This window comes from Yinghuangia seranimata (genome assembly GCF_029953285.1).
Classification (GTDB): Bacteria; Actinomycetota; Actinomycetes; order Streptomycetales; family Streptomycetaceae; genus Yinghuangia; species Yinghuangia seranimata.
Map to the genome: position 1 here is coordinate 1 of NZ_JASAOI010000079.1, position 19,003 is coordinate 19,003.

At 71.9% G+C, this 19,003-nt stretch carries 15 protein-coding genes; 12 read left to right on the top strand and 3 right to left on the bottom strand.

Going from position 1 to position 19,003, the window contains the following annotated elements; genetic code table 11:
• The first annotated feature begins 130 nt into the window (after positions 1–130).
• Positions 131–1,186 (top strand): hypothetical protein, encoded by a 1,056-nt coding sequence (locus QI554_RS39275; RefSeq protein ID WP_281469827.1) that lies wholly within the window; start codon positions 131–133, stop codon positions 1,184–1,186.
• A 528-nt stretch (positions 1,187–1,714) separates the two neighbouring features.
• Complete coding sequence (locus QI554_RS39280) at positions 1,715–2,500, top strand: DUF1775 domain-containing protein (RefSeq protein WP_281469829.1); 786 nt, start codon at positions 1,715–1,717, stop codon at positions 2,498–2,500.
• 10 nt (positions 2,501–2,510) lie between these two features.
• Here the strand turns inward: QI554_RS39280 and QI554_RS39285 are convergent, their stop codons facing one another.
• A complete protein-coding gene (locus QI554_RS39285) occupies positions 2,511–3,398 on the bottom strand; it encodes a LysR family transcriptional regulator (RefSeq protein WP_281469831.1) in 888 nt (295 codons plus the stop codon).
• A 120-nt stretch (positions 3,399–3,518) separates the two neighbouring features.
• On the bottom strand, positions 3,519–4,961 hold the full coding sequence (locus QI554_RS39290) for a putative Ig domain-containing protein (protein ID WP_281469833.1): 1,443 nt from the start codon (positions 4,959–4,961) through the stop codon (positions 3,519–3,521).
• Positions 4,962–5,339: 378 nt separating this feature from the next.
• Here QI554_RS39290 and QI554_RS39295 point away from each other — a divergent pair, with 378 nt between their 5' ends.
• From QI554_RS39295 to QI554_RS39340, 10 genes are all read left to right on the top strand, one after another.
• Positions 5,340–7,025 carry a putative Ig domain-containing protein gene (locus QI554_RS39295; protein ID WP_281469835.1) on the top strand — a complete coding sequence of 562 codons (1,686 nt, stop codon included), beginning with the start codon at positions 5,340–5,342 and terminating at the stop codon, positions 7,023–7,025.
• 138 nt (positions 7,026–7,163) lie between these two features.
• Complete coding sequence (locus tag QI554_RS39300) at positions 7,164–8,477, top strand: MFS transporter (RefSeq protein ID WP_281469837.1); 1,314 nt, start codon at positions 7,164–7,166, stop codon at positions 8,475–8,477.
• Positions 8,474–9,487 carry a TolB family protein gene (locus QI554_RS39305; protein ID WP_281469839.1) on the top strand — a complete coding sequence of 338 codons (1,014 nt, stop codon included), beginning with the start codon at positions 8,474–8,476 and terminating at the stop codon, positions 9,485–9,487. Before QI554_RS39300 ends, QI554_RS39305 begins: the two co-directional genes overlap by 4 nt.
• Positions 9,488–9,528: 41 nt before the next feature.
• Positions 9,529–9,774, top strand: coding sequence for a FitA-like ribbon-helix-helix domain-containing protein (locus tag QI554_RS39310; RefSeq protein ID WP_281469841.1), 246 nt, complete (start codon positions 9,529–9,531; stop codon positions 9,772–9,774).
• Positions 9,771–10,193 (top strand): type II toxin-antitoxin system VapC family toxin, encoded by a 423-nt coding sequence (locus QI554_RS39315; RefSeq protein WP_281469842.1) that lies wholly within the window; start codon positions 9,771–9,773, stop codon positions 10,191–10,193. Before QI554_RS39310 ends, QI554_RS39315 begins: the two co-directional genes overlap by 4 nt.
• A 44-nt stretch (positions 10,194–10,237) precedes the next feature.
• Entirely contained in the window at positions 10,238–14,155 is a 3,918-nt protein-coding gene (hrpA, locus tag QI554_RS39320) for an ATP-dependent RNA helicase HrpA (protein WP_281469844.1), read from the top strand.
• Between the two features lie 85 nt (positions 14,156–14,240).
• Entirely contained in the window at positions 14,241–14,600 is a 360-nt protein-coding gene (locus tag QI554_RS39325; RefSeq protein WP_281469846.1) for a hypothetical protein, read from the top strand.
• The gene (locus tag QI554_RS39330) at positions 14,597–14,878 is read left to right on the top strand and encodes a hypothetical protein (RefSeq protein WP_281469848.1); all 282 of its coding nucleotides are present in this window, start codon (positions 14,597–14,599) and stop codon (positions 14,876–14,878) included. The genes QI554_RS39325 and QI554_RS39330 overlap by 4 nt, the downstream gene beginning before the upstream one ends.
• 134 nt (positions 14,879–15,012) lie before the next feature.
• Entirely contained in the window at positions 15,013–16,878 is a 1,866-nt protein-coding gene (locus QI554_RS39335; RefSeq protein ID WP_281469850.1) for an alpha/beta hydrolase domain-containing protein, read from the top strand.
• A gap of 21 nt (positions 16,879–16,899) precedes the next feature.
• Complete coding sequence (locus tag QI554_RS39340; protein ID WP_281469852.1) at positions 16,900–17,397, top strand: low molecular weight protein-tyrosine-phosphatase; 498 nt, start codon at positions 16,900–16,902, stop codon at positions 17,395–17,397.
• Between the two features lie 70 nt (positions 17,398–17,467).
• On the opposite strand, the gene QI554_RS39345 is transcribed toward QI554_RS39340, so the two are convergent.
• Positions 17,468–18,994, bottom strand: a complete 1,527-nt coding sequence (locus QI554_RS39345; RefSeq protein WP_281469854.1) for an MFS transporter — start codon at positions 18,992–18,994, stop codon at positions 17,468–17,470.
• Positions 18,995–19,003 lie beyond the last annotated feature (9 nt).

The window sequence follows — 19,003 nt, forward strand, 5'->3', positions numbered from 1 at the left end:
GCGCGCCTCCGGGCCCTCGGCGCGCCGGGCGTCGGCGGCGACGCGGGCGCCGGCGGTGGAAACCGGCGTGCCCGGCGCCGCATCGGGTGCCGGCGGCGCGAAGCACGCCGCAGACAGAGAGGACCAGCCCGTGTCACTCATGGAGCAACGCGACGCGGCGCCCGTACTGCGCGTGGTGCCGTACTCGTTCGCGCAGGCGTACGGCTATGCGCCCGCCGGTGTGTGGAGGGCGCCCTACGCGTTCCGCCTCGCCGGGATCCCGGGGCGGAGCGGCATCGTCACGGCGGCGGGCTGGCAGGTCGTCACGGCGGCCGCGCCGCGCGCCGACGGGATGCTGCGGGTCGGGTCGCTGAACCGGCCGGGGGACGCCGTCGAGGTGCCGGTCGGGCGGCCGGGGAACGTCCCGGCCTGGGCCGAGCCGATCGCCGCCGTCGCGCACGCGCTCGGCCGTACGGCGGGCCCGGGCGCGGGACTCGACCTGCTGCTGCACGCGGACCTGCCGGAGGCCGCGGGGCTCGCGCCGTCCGTGCCGATGGCGTGCGCGGCGGCGCTCGCCTGGACCACGTTCCACGGCCCGGAGGTGCCGACCGCCGCGCTCGACGCCCTGCTGCGCAACGTCGTGCCGCCGCCCGGCGACACGGCCGACGCGGACGCGCTGCGCACGGCGTCGCTGTACGGCGGCGAGGAGCGCGCGCTGATCATGGGCCCGTCCGGACCAACCGGCGAACTCCCGTTCGAGCTGGCCGCCGAGGGGCTCCGCCTCATGCTGGTCATCCCACGCGATCGCGGCACCACGCACACGCCGATGGCCTCGGTCGTCGAGTCGCTGCGCGGCGCACGCGACGAGGCGGAGCGGGCGCAGCGCATGGAGATGTTCCTCCGCGAACGCGAACTCCCCCGCGCGCTCAGCCTGCTGACCGCCTCGCAGCTGTCCCGCGTGCCGGGGTACGGCACGGGCTGGGCCGAGGCGGACACCACCGTCGACGCCGCCAAACGCGGCGGCGCCCTCGGCGCCCGCCTGGCCGGCGGCACGACGGGCTCGGCGGTCGTCGCGTTCGTACCGGGCCCGCTGCTGGCCGAGGTCAGGTCGAACGTCGTCGCGGCGTTCCGCCAACGCGGCCGGCTCACCCCGAGGTTCCTGACCGGCACCGGCGGCGCAGCGGCAGGGCCGGCCGAGGAAGACTGACCCGGGACGCGGCAGGCCTGACCCGGTAGCACGTGGGCGCCGACGGAGGGCGCCCACGTGCAGGACGCCAGACGGAGCCGTGGACCAGGTCGGCCTGTCGCCGTCCCGATCGGGCCTGCCGGGTCCGGCGGGTCTGTCGCCGTCCCGATCGGGCCTGCCGGGTCCGGCGGGTCTGTCGCCGTCCCGGTCAGGCCTGCCGGGTCCGGCGGGTCTGTCGCCGTCCCGATCGGCCTACCGGGTCCGGCGCGTCTGGCGCCGTCCCGGTCAGGCCTGCCGGGTCCGGCGCGTCTGGCGGGTCACTTCGGACGTGGCACGAGCGCTCACCCCACGACACGGGACGACCCGAAGCGATCCACCAGCCACGTCCGGTCGGCGCACGCCCTGCGCGCATCGATGCCGCCCGCAGCGCGCCGTGCACACCGTCGCCGCGCGCGGGGCTCGCCGCGCGCGGGGCTCCTCGCGACATTCCTTGCGCGTACGGTCCGCGGTGTTGGCTGCGCTCGCCCCATCTGCGCGAGGATGCGGCTTATGTCGCACCGTTTCCGCTCGTCAGCCGTCAGCCGCCTCGGGGTCGCGGGGCTCGCCGCCGGGGCGCTCGTGCTTGCCCTGGCCGGTCCTGCGTATGCGCACAACGAGGTGTCGGCCTCGGACTCGCACGCCCTTGCGACCGACGTCACGCTGACGTTCGGGGCGGAGGCCGAGTCGACGAGCACGGGCATCGTGGCGTTGCGCGTCGAGTTGCCGCAGGGCATCGCGCCGTCGGACGTCACCTATCTGACCGGCCCTGAGGGCTGGGCACTCGCGCCGAGCACCGGCGGGTACACGGTCGGCGGGCCCGCGCTCAAGGTCGGCACGGACGCGTCGTACCAGGTGAAGGTGCGGCAGCTGCCGGACGCTTCGTCGCTCACGTTCAAGACGCTGCAGGCGTACGCGGACGGCCGTGTCGACCGGTGGATCGACGCACCCGGCGCCGGGGCGGACCACGGCGACACGACCGGAAAGCCCGCGCCGACGCTGCGGCTCCAGCCGGCCCTGCCGGGCGCGACCCCGATGCCGCCGGCCGCGCCGTCCGCCGCCCCGGCCCCGACGCCGCCGACCGCAGCGGTGACACCGCCGGGTCCGGCTCCGGGATCGCCCGCGTCGGCGCAGACGCCCACCGCGACCGCGACCTCGGAGACGAAGTCCAGGCACACCGCCAACAATTCGGCCGCGCTCGTGGTCACCGTGGCCGTCGTGGCGGTGGTCGTGACCGGGGCGGTCCTGTGGTGGTGGCGCAAGCGCGCACCGGGGCGGGGGTCGGGCCCGGAGGCGTAGGCCCGTCGCCTCACGTGTACTCCGTCTCCTCCACCCCCGACTTCGCCCGCGCGAACGCGCACAGCGCGCCCACCTGCGGGCTGATCGGCTTGCGCAGCCACGCGAAGCCGATGGTGCGCTCCATCGGCGGCGTGAACGACCGTACGGTGACGGCCGACGAGAACCGCGTGGCCAGTTCGGCGTACCACAGCACCGATCCGATGCCGGCCGCCACGCAGGCGAGCCACGCGCCGCGTTCGTCGGTCTCCATGGCGACCTCGGGGCGGATGCCGCGGGTGGCGAAAAGCATTTCGAAGTCGCGGCGGCGGGCCGCGTGGGAGCTCGGCAGGATCATCGGCAGGCCGTCGAGCGCGGCCCACGGCACCGGGTCGGGCAGGTGGACGTCCTGCGGCGAGACCAGCACGACCTCGTGGTGCCGGACGGCGTGGACGCGCAGGTCGCCCGGCACGGGGAGGTCGGCGAGGACGAGGTCGGCCTGGCCCTTGCGGAGCCCCGCGAACAGGCTGTCGCGGCTGTCGTAGCACTCGACGGACACGTTGATGTCCGGGCGCTGCCGGTTGAAGGCCGGCAGCAGGTTGCTGATGAACTCGATCGCGAGCGTCTGGGTCGAGCCGAGCCGCAGCAGGACGGGCTCGGCGGTGCCCTGGGTGCGGACGGTGTCCTCGATGGTGCGGATTCCGGCCAGCACCTTCTTGGCCAGGTGGACGACGCGCACGCCCTCGGGGGTGAGCACCATGCCGCGTCCCGAGCGGACGAACAGCTCGATCTTCAGCTCGCGTTCCAGGGACTGGAGCGACCGCGACAGCGCAGGCTGCACCACATATAACGCGTGCGCCGCCGCGGTCATGCTCCCGTGCTCGACAACGGCGATCAGGTAACGCAGTTGTTGGAGAGTCACGTTCGCACCGTACTCCAGCGTATGTGAACGGTCATCACATCTGCACGGTTGTCATGTCCCGTTCCGTGTGCCGACACACGGTCGGCCCTACAGGTTCAGGAGGCCGGTGCCGTCGAGGGCTCAGAACCAGGTCACGGCCCATGTGAACGACGCCGTGCCCGACTTGCCCGCGCTGTCCGTCACGGTGACGGTCACCTGCGCCGTCCCCACACCCCACGCGGTGCCGGTGATCTGCCCCGTCGAGGAGTTGAGGGACAGCCCGAACGGCAGCCCGCTCGCCGCGTACGTCAGCGTCGCGCCCGACTGGCTCGGCGTCGCGCTGATCTTCAGGCTCACCTTCTGGTTGAACCTGCTGCTCTGGTTGCCCGGGTTGACGACCGAGACCTGGCCGCCGCCCGGACCGCCCTGCCCGATCGTCCACGTGAACGACGAACTGGCGCTGCCCGCGGAGTTGGTCGCCGTCACCATGACGGTCGACGTCCCGGCGGTCGTCGGCGTCCCCGACACCAGGCACCCCGGACTGACCGACAACCCGGCCGGCAGCCCGCTCGCGGTACAGGTCGGCGCCGGACTGCCGGTCACCTGGAGCTGCAGACTCACCGGCTGCCCGACCGGCGACGTCTGCGCGCCGGGGTTGGCCACCGTCGGCGCGCCACCACCACCGGGTGGGATCGCCTCGGGGGGCAGCGGGACCTTCCACAGCGGGCTGTTGGCGCCTTCCGAGCCGACGAGCAGCGCCTTGCCGTCCGCCGTGTAGGTCAGCGACTCGCCCTGCGACACGCTCGGCAGCGCGAACTGCGTGAGCAGCGTGCCGGGCGCGGTGTAGACGTACGCGTTGTTGTAGTCGCGGACGGTGAACGACCTGCCGTCGGGCGCGAACGCGCCGTCCGTGCCGGTCAGCGCCGACGCGCCGACGCGGGTGAACGTGTTGGTGCCGGACGTCGAGAGCGCCGCCGGGCCCTGGTACACCGAGCTGCTGCCGGTGCCGAACAGGATCTTCGACGCGATGTAGACCCGGTTGTCGCGCGGGTCGATCATCATCGTCTCAGCGTCGTGCTTGCCGTCGGCGTAGGCGACCGAGTACACGGTCGGCGTCACGTTCCCGTCGGCGAGCGTGTCGGGTTCGACGAAGCGGTAGATCTTCAGGTCGCCGCGCGAGGAGAGGTTGTCGCCGATGTCGCCGACGTAGAGGGCCGGGCGGCCCTGCTCGTCCTTGCCCATCGCGATGGCTTCCCAGTCGGTGTTGGTGGCGCCCGCGACGCGCAGCACCGCGCGCGTCTGACACGTCGCCGCGTCGACGGCGAAGATGTCGGGCGTATTGCCGCTGTCGTTCTGCGTGTACAGGACCCCGGGGTGCTTGACGCTCACCGCGAGGCCGCTCGACTCGCCGATGCGCGAGTCTCCGATGTTGCAGACGGTTGAGGGCGGGTCGGCGGCGTGCGCCGTGCCCGCCCCCAGGGTCGCGGCGCACAGCGCGGCGACGACCATGGCGGGGATGATCCGGACGGCGGTCCGGCCGGCCCGGCCGCCGTGCCCGGGTCGGAGTCTTCCGTGTCGGTCCATGCGTCCAAGGAGATGAGCGGGCGCTCCGCCCGGTCCAATACCGGTCGCTCATCGATCCATGACGGCAGTACATCGGCCCAGGCCCGACCGCTTCCGGTCCGAATCCGCCCACGACCCGGACCGATTCGGCATCGGTGCATGACGTCTGGGTCGGAATGCGGTGTTCCCCTCCGCGAACCCGCAGGTCAGAGCGGTGTGTTCGGTGCCTCGCGGCGGCACCCCGGATTCCGGTCGTTGACCGGTCCGGACGGCTGCCGCACCATGCCCCCGGTGCTGGCCATCCCTCCGCCACGCCCCGGCGCAGCCTCCGTCCGGCGCGCGCGAGCAACGAACCAATGCCCGTTCGCAGTGCACCCGCTCACTCCAAGGAGGCATCCCGTGCTCACACGCGCACGCCGGTCGTGGTCCGCGAAGGTGGCGGCACTCTGTGCCGGTACCGCCGCGGTCGCCACGGCCGGCATCGTGGCGATGACGGCCAGTCCGGCCGCCGCCGCCACCATCCCGACGTTCGACCACGTGGTCATCGTCGTGCACGAGAACACCAACTACGAGGACGTGGTCGGGAGTTCCTCGCTCCCGTACATCAACACGCTCATCAACGGCGGTGCCTCGTTCACCAACTTCCACGGCGAGTCGCACCCGAGCCAGGGCAACTACTTCGCGATGTTCTCGGGCGCCACCCAGGGCGCCACGTCGGACTCGTGCCCCGAACCCGGCCAGCCGTTCAGCGCCGACAACCTCGGCAAGCAGCTGCTCGACGCCGGCAAGACGTTCGGCAGTTACAACGAGGACTGGGACGGCAACCAGGCCACCTGCACCACGGCGAAGTACGCGCGCAAGCACAACCCGTGGATGGCGTTCAGCAACGTGCCGATCAGCACGGCGCACAAGATGTCCGCCTTCCCCACCGACTACACCCAGCTGCCCACCGTGTCCTTCGTCGTGCCGAACCTGTGCGACGACATGCACGACCCCGGGTGCACCACCACGGGTGACACCTGGACCAAGAACAACCTCGACGGCTACGCGCAGTGGGCCAAGACGCACAACAGCCTGCTGATCGTCACCTGGGACGAGGACGCGTTCCGCTCGCAGAACCAGATCGCCACGGTCTTCTACGGCGCGAACGTCAAGCCGGGCACGTACGGCACCAACTACAACCACTACAACACGATGCGCACCCTCGAGGACATGTACGGCCTGCGCACCGCGGGGCAGTCGTCCAGCGTCCCGGCGATCACCGAGGTGTGGAACACCTCGACGCCGACGACGCCGGTCATCGCCAACCCGGGACCGCAGGCGTCCGTCGTCGGCCAGGCGGTCAACGTGCCGCTGTCGGTCAGCGGCGGCACCGCGCCGTACACGTGCACGTTCAGCGGCCTGCCGGCCGGGCTGTCCAACCCGTCGAACGGCTGCACGGTGCAGGGCACGCCGACCACGCAGGGCACGTCGAACGTCACGGTGACCGCCAAGGACGCCGCGAACCAGACGTCCGCCGCGGTCGGCTTCTCCTGGACGGTCAACCCCAGCGGCGGCAACACCGCGCCGACCGTGACCAACCCGGGCAACCAGACCACCGCCAAGGGCGCGTCGGTGAACCTGCAGGTGCAGACCACCGGCAACCCCGCGCCCACCTGCTCGGCGAGCGGCCTGCCCGCCGGGCTGTCGATCAGCTCCGGGTGCCTGGTCACCGGTAGCCCGACGACCGCCGGGACGTCGAACGTGACGGTCACGGCGACGAACGCGGCCGGCAGCGCCAACGCCGCGTTCACCTGGACGGTCACCGACGTGACTCCGCCCGGCGGCGTCAAGGTGGCCAACCCCGGCAACCAGAGCAGCAAGTTCAACCAGAAGGTGAGCCTGCAGATCAACGCGTCCGGCGGCACCGCGCCGTACACGTGCTCGGCGACGGGGCTGCCCTCCGGGCTGTTCCTCAACCCGTTCAACTGCCAGATCACCGGCAACGCGTGGGGCGTCGGGACCGCCTCCGTGACGGTCACCGCGAAGGACAGCGCGGGCGCGACCGGAAGCACGTCGTTCACCTGGACGGTGACGTGGTTCTGACCGTGACCGGGCCCTCGGGCCCGGCCCCGGCCGAACCCCGCCACCCCCGGCACTGACACCGGCCGGCGTGCCGGGCCCGTTCCCACGAACGGCCCGGCACGCCGGTCCGGCCCGCCACGGACGGTCCAGGAGCGCACCGTGTACCTGTCCTCCAGCCGCAGCGGCGACGTGACGACCGGCGTACGCCCGGCACGCGACGGGCGTGTGCCGCAGGCCGCCACGCCGCCCGCCCGCGCCTCCCGCGTCGCGCGCGTCGTCGCGCCCAACGTCATCGCCCTCGGGCTCGTCTCCCTGGTGACCGACATCTCGTCGGAGATGGTCACCGCGATCCTGCCCGTGTACCTCGTCCTCGGCCTCGGCCTGTCGCCGCTCGCCTTCGGCATGCTCGACGGCCTCTACAACGGCGCCACCGCGTTCCTGCGCGTCGCCGGCGGCCACATCGCCGACCGCACCCGCCGCCACAAACCCGTCGCGGGACTCGGCTACGGGCTGTCCGCGGCGTGCAAACTCGCGCTGCCGGCCGTCAGTTCGGTGCCCGGCATCGGCGCCGTCATCACCGCCGACCGGATGGGCAAGGGCATCCGGACCGCGCCGCGCGACGCGCTGATCTCGCTCTCCAGCCCGGCCGACCAGCAGGGCCGGGCCTTCGGCGTGCACCGGGCGTTCGACACCACCGGGGCGCTGCTCGGGCCGTTCGCGGCGATGGCCGTGCTGTGGTTCACGGCGCAGGCGTACGACGCGGTGTTCGTGGTCAGCTTCTGCTTCGCCGCTTTCGCGGTGCTGCTGCTGGTGCTGTACGTCCGCGAAGCCCCGGCCGCGCCCGAGGCCAAGGCCGCGACGGGCCGCCCGCGGCTGCGCGAGGCCGTCGCCGTACTGCGCGTGCCCGGCTTCGCGCGGGTGTGCGCCTACGCGCTCGTCCTCGGCGCCGCGACCATCGGCGACGGCATGGTCTACCTGCTCCTCCAGCGGCGCGTCGACCTGCGGCCGCACCTGTTCCCCCTGCTGCCGTTCGGCACCGCGCTCGGGTTCCTCCTGCTCGCCGTGCCCGTCGGGCTGCTCGCCGACCGCGTCGGACGGCTCCGCGTCTTCCTCCTCGGCCACGGCGTGCTCCTCGCCTGCTACCTCACCCTGCTCACCCCGCTCCCGCGCGCCGCCGCCGTCGCCCTCCCCCTGCTCCTCCTCGGCGTGTTCTACGCCGCCACCGACGGCGTCCTCATGGCCGTCGCGGCACCGCTCGCCCCGGCGCGGCTGCGCGGCGGATCACTCGCCCTCGTCCAGACCGGCCAAGCCGCCGGACGCGCCCTCGGCGCGGTCGCCTTCGGCGCCGCCTGGACCGCCTGGGGCCCCCACCAAGCCCTCGTCGCCGCCGCCGTCACCCTCGCCGCGGCCGGCGCCGCGGCGGCCCTCACCGCCCACCGCTACGACACGTCCCCCCGGGAGCCCGCACGATGACCCGCACCACCCGAACCCTCGTCCTCGTCATCGTCACCGCACTCCTCGCGGCGGTCGCCGTCGTCTACACGATCCGCGCCGCGGGGCGCTCCGACGGGGGGCCCAGCCAGGACATCACCGAGGTCACGCTCGACCAGCCCGGGCGCATCCTGTTCCGCACCACCGCCGCGGGCACCGGACGCGACCACCTCGCGGCCGTCGACCTCGCCCGCACCGGCAAGGACGACGGGGCCGACGACCGGCGGATCTCCCCGACGTCCTGCCTCGTCTTCCACGCGGCCCACGGCACCGGCGTGTGCCTCAAGCTGGCCAACGCCGCCCTGCACACCTACAACGCGGTCGTCCTCGACAACCGGCTCCTGCCCGTCGACTCGCACGAGACCGCGGGCACGCCGTCCCGCGCCCGCGTCTCCCCCGGCGGCAACCTCGTCGCCTGGACCGTGTTCGTCGGCGGCGAGTCCTACGCGGGCCTCGACTTCTCGACCCGCACCTCGATCCTCGACCGGCGCAGCGGCACGCTGTACGACAACCTCGAGACCTTCACCGTCATCCGGGACGGCAAGCCGTACACCGCCGCGGACATCAACGTGTGGGGCGTGACCTTCGCCGCCGACGAGAACCGCTTCTACGCGACCGTCTCCACCGACGGCCACCGCTACCTCGCCGAAGGCGACCTCGCCGCGAAGACCCTGCGCACGATCCACGACAACGTGGAATGCCCCTCCCTCTCCCCGGACGGCACCCACATCGCCTACAAGAAACGCATCGCCGGCACGGACCCGTCCCGCCCGTGGAAGCTCTTCACCCTCGACCTCCGCACCGGCACCGAAACCCCGACCTCGGAAACCCGCACCCTCGACGACCAGGCCGAATGGCTCGACAACACCACCGTCCTCTACACCCTCCCCGGCGACCTCCGCGCCGACGTCTGGGCGGTAAACGCCGACGGCACGGGGCAGCCGAAGATGATGGTGCGGTACGCCCTCTCCCCGACGGTCTTGCGGCCTTGAGTCTGCTAGCAAATCGCTAGCAACGCTACTATCATGCTTGCATGACAACCGTTTACATCCGCGACGTCTCCGAGGAGACGCTGACGGTCCTCAAAGTCCGGGCCGCCCAGGCCCGCCAGTCGCTGCAGGCGTACATGCGCGACTTGATAGAGCGCGAGGCCGCGCTCCCGACGCTCGAAGAAGCCGCTGCACGCGCTGCGGATATCGCCAGGCTGAACGCCTCGAGCGGCCCGATCACGAACGACGACGTTCTCGCCGCCATCGACGAGGGGCGGAGGGGCCGATGATCGTCATCGACTGCAGCGCGCTCGTCCAGATGTACACCGACGCAGGTGCGGTAGGGGCTTCGGTTCGCAGCCGGTTGGCCAAGGCCGACATGCTCCTCGCGCCTCATTTATTGGATGTCGAGGTGATGTCGGCCTTACTCGGCATGGCCCGCGGAGTCCGGGGCGGGGTGCCCAAACTGACGCAGCCGGCCCTGGAAGCGGCACTCCAGGCATACGCGGCTCTCCCGATCCGGCGCATGGAGCACATGCCGTTTGTGGGCCGGGTCCGCGAACTGTCCGCGAACCTGTCGACCTACGACGCGGTGTACGTCGCATTGGCCGAGGCGTACAACGTGCCCCTCGTCACGACGGACGCGCGTATCGAGCGCGCCGGCGTCGCGCGCTGCGACATCGAGACGATCATCGCGCCGGAGCAATAACCGGTGGCTCGGTGCGGCGTGCCCATGCCTATCCTGGTGACCGTATGGATACGCCGCCTGCCTCCGCTCCGCTCGCTGATCTGCGGGCTCGTCTGACCGGTGTGACCCTGCGTGACGAGCGTCGGTTGGCGCGGCGGATCGACGGGGCACGCCGGGTTCGCGACCCCGAAGCACGGGCCGCCATCGCCGTCGAGCTGGCCGGGGAGGTGGAGAGCGCCGAGCTGAAGGCGCAGCTGCGGGTCGAGGCCCGGCCGGCGATCACGTATCCCGAGCAGTTGCCGGTGTCGCAGAAGAAGGACGACATCCTGGCCGCGATCCGCGACCACCAGGTGGTGATCGTCGCGGGTGAGACCGGGTCGGGGAAGACGACGCAGCTGCCGAAGATCTGCCTCGAGCTGGGCCGGGGGGTGCGCGGCCTCGTCGGGCACACGCAGCCGCGCAGGCTGGCCGCGCGGACGGTCGCGGACCGGATCGCCGAGGAGCTGAAGACGCCGCTCGGGTCGACGGTCGGGTACAAGGTGCGGTTCAACGACCAGGTGTCGGACGAGTCGCTGGTCAAGCTGATGACCGACGGCATCCTGCTCGCCGAGCTGCAGAACGACCGCGAGCTGCTGCAGTACGACACGCTGATCATCGACGAGGCGCACGAGCGCAGCCTCAACATCGACTTCATCCTGGGCTATCTGAAGCAGCTGCTGCCGCGGCGTCCCGACCTCAAGGTCGTGATCACGTCGGCGACGATCGACCCCGAGCGGTTCTCGCGGCATTTCGGGGACGCGCCGATCATCGAGGTGTCGGGCCGCACGTATCCCGTCGAGGTGCGCTACCGCCCGCTGGTCGCGGACGACGCGCACGAGGAGGACGGGAACGAGGACCGCGACCAGGTGCAGGGCATCCTGGACGCGGTCGACGAGCTGCAGGCCGAGGGCCCGGGCGACATCCTGGTGTTCCTGTCGGGTGAGCGGGAGATCCGCGACACCGCCGAGGCGCTGACGAAGCGGAACCTGCGGAACACCGAGATCCTGCCGCTGTACGCGCGCCTCTCGTCGGCCGAGCAGCACCGGGTGTTCCAGCAGCATTCCGCCCGCCGCGTCGTGCTGGCCACGAACGTCGCGGAGACGTCGCTGACGGTTCCGGGCATCAAGTACGTCGTGGATCCCGGCAGCGCCCGCATCTCGCGGTACAGCCACCGGACGAAGGTGCAGCGCCTGCCGATCGAGGCGGTGTCGCAGGCGTCGGCGAACCAGCGCAAGGGCCGGTGCGGCCGTACGTCGGACGGCATCTGCATCCGGCTGTACAGCGAGGAGGACTTCGTCGCGCGCCCGGAGTTCACCGATCCGGAGATCCTGCGCACGAACCTGGCGTCGGTCATCCTGCAGATGACGGCGATCGGCCTGGGCGACATCGCCGCGTTCCCGTTCATCGACCCGCCGGACCGGCGCAACATCAAGGACGGCGTCGACCTGTTGCAGGAGCTGGGCGCGATTGACCCGGCGCAGACGGACGTCCGCAAGCGACTGACGCCGGTGGGCCGCAAGCTGGCGCAGCTGCCGGTGGACCCGCGTATGGCGCGCATGGTGCTGGAGGCGGAGCGCAACAACTGCGTGCGCGAGGTGATGGTGATCGCCGCCGCGCTGTCGATCCAGGATCCGCGCGAGCGGCCGGCGGACAAGAAGGAGCAGGCGCAGCAGCAGCACGCGCGGTTCGTCGACAAGGAAGCCGGCTCGGACTTCCTGACGTACCTGCGGCTGTGGGACTACCTGCGCGAGCAGCAGAAGGAGCGTTCGTCGTCGGGCTTCCGGCGGATGTGCAAGCAGGAGTTCCTGAACTACCTGCGGATCCGCGAGTGGCAGGACGTGTACAGCCAACTGCGGCAGACCGTACGGCAGATGGGCATCTCGATCGGCGACCAGCCGGGCGACGCGCAGCGCATCCACAGCTCGATCCTGGTGGGCCTGCTGAGCCACATCGGCCTGTACGACGCGGCGAAGCGCGAGTACGGCGGCGCGCGCGGCACCCGGTTCGCGGTGTTCCCCGGTTCGTCGCTGTTCAAGAAGTCGCCGCGCTGGGTGATGTCGGCGGAGCTGGTCGAGACGACGCGGCTGTGGGCGCGGGTGAACGCGCGCATCGAGCCGGAGTGGATCGAGCCGCTGGCCGAGCACCTGGTGAAGCGTTCGCACAGCGAACCGCACTGGGAGCAGCGGGCGGGCGCGGTGATGGCGTTCGAGAAGGTGACGCTGTACGGCGTGCCGATCGTCGCGCAGCGCAAGGTCAACTACGGGAAGATCGACGCGGAGCTGTCCCGCGAGCTGTTCATCCGGCACGCGCTGGTGGAGGGCGACTGGCGGACGCACCACAAGTTCCTGAAGGAGAACCGCGCGCTCCTGGAGGAGGTCGAGGAGCTCGAACACCGGGCGCGGCGCCGGGACATCCTCGTGGACGACGAGACGCTGTTCGACTTCTACGACCAGCGCGTCGGCCGGGACGTGGTGTCGGGGCGGCACTTCGACACGTGGTGGAAGAAGGCCCGGGCGACGCAGCCCGATCTGCTGAGCTTCGAGAAGTCGATGCTCATCAACGAGCGGGCGGGCGGCATCGACGAGGCCGACTATCCGGACGTGTGGCGTCAGGGCGGCCTGGAGCTGCCGCTGACCTACCAGTTCGAGCCGGGCAACGCGGCCGACGGCGTGACGGTGCACATTCCGCTGGCGGTGCTGGGCCAGGTCGTGCAGGACGGCTTCGACTGGCAGATCGCGGGCCTGCGCGAGGAGTTGGTGACGGAGCTGATCCGGTCGCTGCCGAAGACACTGCGCCGCAACTTCATTCCGGCGCCGGACGTGGCGCGGGCCGCGCTGGCGCGCATGACGCCGCGTCAGGAGCCGTTGGCGGCGGCACTGGGCCGCGAGCTGCAGCGGCTGAAGGCGATCCCGGTGCCGCCGGAGAGCTGGGACTTCTCGCGGATACCGGACCACCTGCGCATGACGTTCCGGGTCGAGGACGAGCGCGGGAAGATGCTCGCCGAGGGCAAGGACCTCGCCGAGCTCAAGCTGCGGCTGAAGCCGAAGTCGCAGGCGACGCTGTCGCGGGCGGCGGACACCGTCGAACGGGCGGGCCTGACCGAGTGGGGCGACCTGGGCACGCTGCGCCGCACCTTCGAGAGCACCCGGAACGGCCATCCGGTCAAGGGCTATCCGGCGCTGGTGGACGAGGGCGACACGGTCGCGGTGCGGGTCTTCGAGACGGAGGCCGAGCAGCAGGACGCGATGTGGCGCGGCACGCGCCGGCTGCTGACGCTGGGCGTCAACTCACCGGTGAAGGCGATCGCGGGGCGGCTGCCGAACCGCGCGAAGCTGGCGCTCAGCCACAACCCGCACAAGAACATCAACGACCTGTTCGACGACTGCGTCTCGTGCGCGGTCGACAAGATCATGGCGGACGCGGGCGGCCCCGCGTGGGACGCCGAGGGCTTCGCGAAGCTGCTCGCGAAGGTCCGCGCCGACCTGCCGGCGACCACCGAGGACACGGTGGTCAAGGTCGAGCGGATCCTGACCGTGCACCACGCCCTCGAGGTCAAGCTGAAGGGCACCACGAGCCTCGCGCTGGTCCCCGCGCTCACCGACGTCCGCGCGCAGTTGGCGGCTCTGGTGCACCGCGGGTTCGTCACCGAGGCGGGCTGGCGCCGGCTGCCGGACGTGCTGCGTTACCTGCGCGGTGTGGAGCGCCGCCTGGCGAAGCTCCCGAACGACCCGCACGCCGACCGCCACCGCATGCTGAAGGTCGCCGACCTCCAGGAGGCCTACGACGCCCGCCTGGCGAACCTGCCCAAGGGCCGCCCGGTCCCCGACGAACTCCGCCAAGTCCGGTGGATGCTCGAGGAGTTGCGGGTGAGCTACTTCGCCCAGTCGCTGGGCACGCCGTACCCGGTCTCCGACAAGCGGATCCTGAAGGCGCTGGAGGACTGACGAGCCCGCCCGCGCACGAGCCGAGCGGCATACTGTGGGGGCGGATCCCCTGCACGTGCAGCGCCAGGCTCAGGGAGGAGCAGCCATGACCGCACAGCCGTTCGATGAAGGTCGGGCGACCATAATCCCGCAGCCTCCGATGGACGCGGATGCCCTGCGGGTGGCTGTCGCCAGGCTGACGCCTGAGGACTCGGCGCTCTTCGAGCAGAAGTACCGCGAGGCATGGAACGCCGCGTACCGGACGTCGAGCACGCAGCCGATGCGGGCGTTCCTGGTGGACTGGTCCATCCGGGTGGCCGTCCATCGCATTCCGGAACGCGCCCGGCGATGGCGCGACCTTGAGTACCTGTCCATGGCCGCGCCGAACCGCGAAGCGTCCCGGGCGGCCTCGGCCGCGCTCGGTGAGCTGCTGCGCGCCGCCGAACGCGAGGTACTGGGCCGTTGAGCAGGTGGGTCTGGGAGTTCGAACCGAACCATGAGTTAGTCGTCGAAGGGCTGCCGAAGACCGCGGCCGACCGGCTCGACGAGGTCGCCGCCAGGCTGGCAGCCGCCGCGGAAGTCGCGTACCCGACGCTGCCGAAGCCACCGCCAGGGGTGTCGAAGCTGCTTTCGTTCGCGGAGGGCGACCTCCTGGTCTACTACCAAGAGGACTACCGCGACCTCGACGAGATCGACACAGGCATCATCGTGATCGTCCGCGCTGTGTACATCGGCCTTGAGTGACTGCGTGCCGGCGCCGCCCCATCAGCGGCCGTTGACCGATCGGATGTGAACCCCGTGCACGCTCTTGTAAGTGCGCGGGGTCTGCCCTACGGTCCGCCGTCGTGGGACGTATACGCGGGGGAACCTTCGGGGTTGTGTCGGCCTGTGTCGCGGTGCTCGTCGCCGCGGTGGGGCTCGGTCCGGCGGCGCATGCGGTGCCGTCCGTGGTCGTGCCGACGGTCAGCGGGCCGGTGACGGGTCCCGGTGAGCCGTGGGGCGCGGTGTCGGACTCGGGGGCGTCGCGCGGGTACAGCCAGCGCGAGTACTTCCTTTCCGGGACGGCGACTTCGTACCGGGCGACGGGTCCGTGGGACGCCTCCGGCGTGTGGGGTGCGGCGCCCGACGCGACGGCGCCGTACACGACGCGCGTGCTGGTGCGCGCGCCGAGTGATCCGGCGCGGTTCAACGGCACGGTGGTCGTCGAATGGCTGAACGTCAGCGCCGGGTTCGAGACCGCGCCGGACTTCCTCTACAACGCCGAGGAGATGCTGCGGCGCGGGTACGCGTGGGTCGGCGTCTCGGCGCAGCTGGCCGGCATCTCCGGGACGGGCGCGTACGGCACGCTCGGCATCCCGCCGCTGAAGGGCTACAACCCCGCCCGCTACGCAGCGTTGGACCATCCCGGCGACGCCTACTCGTACGACATCTTCACGCAGGTCGCCGGCGCGCTGCACGTGACCGGCGGCGCGGGCGACCTGCTCCCCGGGTTCCCGGCCGCGCGGCGGCTGATCGCGGACGGCGAGTCGCAGTCGGCGTTCCGGCTGACCACGTACGTCAACGCGATCCAGCCGCTGGCGGGCGCGTACGACGGCTTCCTGATCCACAGCCGGTTCGGCGGCGCGGCGCCGCTCGGCGCCGGGCTGACGGACGTGGTGCCGGTCGCGCACGTCCGCACCGACCTGACGGCGCCGGTGCTGGTCGCCGAGTCGGAGACGGACGTGCCGTACCACCTCCCCGCGCGCCAGGACGACTCGGCGTCGTACCGGCTGTGGGAGATGCCCGGCACCGCGCACGCCGACGCGTTCGCGGGCGCGAGCGCGCTGGGCTGCGTCAAGCCGGTCAACGACGGCCCGCAGCGGTACGTGATGCGGGCAGCGTTGCGCGCGTTGGACGGCTGGGTCGCCGGTGCGGGCGCGCCGCCGTCGATGTCGCGGGTCGCGACGACGGCCGCGGGCGTCATCACACGCGACGCCCACGGCAACGCCCTCGGGGGCATCCGCACACCGCAACTCGACGTCCCCACCGCGACGTTGACGGGCGACGGCAACACCGGGGCGGGCAACTTCTGCTTCCTCACCGGCACCACGACGCCGCTCTCGGCCGACACCCTCCGCGCGCTGTATCCGACGCACGCCGCCTATGTGTCGGCGTTCGACGCGGCTGCCGACGCCGCCGTCTCGACGGGCGCGGTGCTCGCGGACGACCGCGCGGCGATGCACGGCGAGGCGGACGCCGCGGACGTGCCCCCGGCGTTCGGCACCGGGCCGGTGCTGACCGACATCACGATCCAGGCGGCCGTCCACCCGGGCCCGCTGTCGATGACGCAGACGGACGCCGGCATCACGCTCTCCCCCATCACCATCAACGGCACCGCGCAGACGATGACCGGCAAGCTGAACCCGGTCTCCGTGGCCGACTTCCGCGGCTCGGTCCTCGGCTGGTCGCTGACCGGCCAGCTCACCGACTTCCGGTCCGACACGGGCGGCCTCATCCCGCGCCGCGCGTTCTCGTGGACGCCGCGCTGCGCGGTGACCGACCCGGACTCGCCGAGCAGGCCGCAGGCGGGGGCGCAGGCGGACTTCGGGGGTGCCGCGGGCATGACGCTCTGCGCGCAGCCGACGGCGACCGGCGTCCAGGTCACCGGCGGCGCCTTCCAGGCCGACGCCGACGTGAAGCTGGCCGCGCCCGCCTACCCGCTCGCCGGGACGTACACCGCGACGCTGACGCTCTCGCTCAGCTGAGCACCCCGTACTCTGCCGATCATGGGAGATCCGTACCGCATCACGTTCGTCTGCACCGGCAACATCTGCCGTTCCCCGATGGCCGAGTGGGTGTTCCGGCGGCACGTCGAGGACGAGGGGCTCGACGGTGCCGTCGAGGTGGACAGTTCGGGCACCGAGGGCTGGCACCGGGGCAAGCCGGCGGATCCGCGCACCGACGCGACGCTGGTCAAGTTCGGGTACGAGACAGGGCATGCGGCGCGGCCGTTCGACGCCCGCTGGTTCCCGGCCTACGACCTCGTCATAGCGCTCGACGAGGACCACTTCCGCGAGCTGCGGCGCCGCGCCCCCGACGAGGCGTCGCGCGCGAAGGTGCGGCTGCTGCGCGAGTTCGACCCCGACGCGGAGGCCGGCGACCTCGACGTCCCGGACCCGTACTACGGCGGGATCGACGGCTTCGAGGACGTCCTGGCGATGATCGAAGCCGCCACCCCGGGCATGCTCGCCGAGGTCCGCAGGGGCCTGGACGCCCGGGCCTGAGCCCGAACGAAAGCGCGGGCCGCACCGGAGGGAGATCCGGTGCGGCCCGCGCTCAGGGTGTGCGGACGGGTCAGCCCACGTGCACGGCCGGGCCGCCGCCCGACGGCAGGGCGTCCTTGCCGGCGTTGACGAAGATCGCGCTGACCACCGCGCCGACCACCATGATGGCCGAGGCCCACGCGAACGCCGTGGTGTAGCCGTCGAGTTGCGCGTGCGCCACGGTGTTCTGGAGCACCGCCGGGTCGGCGAGGGCCGGGCCGAGCTGCGCCTTCTTGTCGGCCATGTAGTCGGCGATGGCCGTGGTGGCGAAGCTGTTGAGCAGCGCCGTGCCGAGCGCGCCGCCGACCTGCTGGACGGCGTTGATCGAGGCACTCGCGGCACCGGCGTCGCGCTCCTCGATGCCGATCAGCGCGGTGCTGGCGACCGAGGTGAACACCAGGCCGAGGCCCAGGCCGATGATGACCATGCCGGGCAGCACGTGGGTGGCGTACTGCGGTTCGACGGTGACGAAGGTCAGCCAGAAGGTGCCGACCGCGGCCAGGACGGCGCCGGTGAACAGCGGGACGCGCGGGCCGATCTTCGGCAGCAGCGCCGCGGAGGCGCCGGCCGTGATGAACACGCCGACGGTGATGCCGAGCGCGCCCGCGCCCGCCTTGACCGCGCCGTAGTGCAGCACGCCGCGCATGTAATAGATCATGAACAGCGTCGAGCCGATGAACGCGGCGCCGACCAGCAGCATGACCAGGAGCGAGCCGCCGCGGTTGCGGTCGGCGACGATGCGCAGCGGCAGCAGCGCGTGCTCGGTGCGCTTCTCGATGAAGACGAAGACGATCAGCAGCAGCACACCCGCGACCAGCATCGCCACGGTGAGGCCGTCGCTCCAGCCTTCCTCGGCGGCGCGGGTGAAGCCGTAGACGAGGGCGGCGAGGCCCAGGGTGACGGCGATGGCGCCGGGGATGTCGTAGCGGGTGTCGCCTTGGGCGCGGCTCTCCTTGACCATCGGCATCGCGGCCAGGATCGCGATCACCGCGATCGGGACGTTGACCAAGAGGCACCAGCGCCACGTCGCGTACTGGGTCAGGACGCCGCCGAGCAGCAGGCCGATGGCCGCGCCGCCCGCGGAGATGCCGCCGTAGACGGCGAACGCCTTGGCGCGCTCCTTGCCTTCGGTGAAGGTGACGGTCAGCACCGCGAGCGCGGCCGGAGCGAGCAGTGCCGCGAAGACGCCCTGGAGGGCGCGCGAGCCGAACAGCATGGCCTCGTTCTGGGCGGCGCCGCCTATCGCGGACGCGGCGGCGAAGCCGATCATGCCGGTGACGAACGCCTTCTTGCGACCCCAGAAGTCCGCGATGCGGCCGCCGAGGAGGAGCAGGGCGCCGAACGCGAGCGCGTAGGCGGTGACGACCCACTGCTTGTTGGCGTCGGACATGTCCAGCGCCTTCTGGGCGTCGGGCAGGGCGACGGTGACGATGGTCGCGTCGAGGACGACCATCAGCTGGGCGATCGAGACGATGACCAGCACCCACCAGCGGCGCGAGTCGGCCTCCGGCGCGCCGCCGGACAGCGGCGGCTTTTTGTCGAGTGTGGTTTGGGACATGGCGGTACC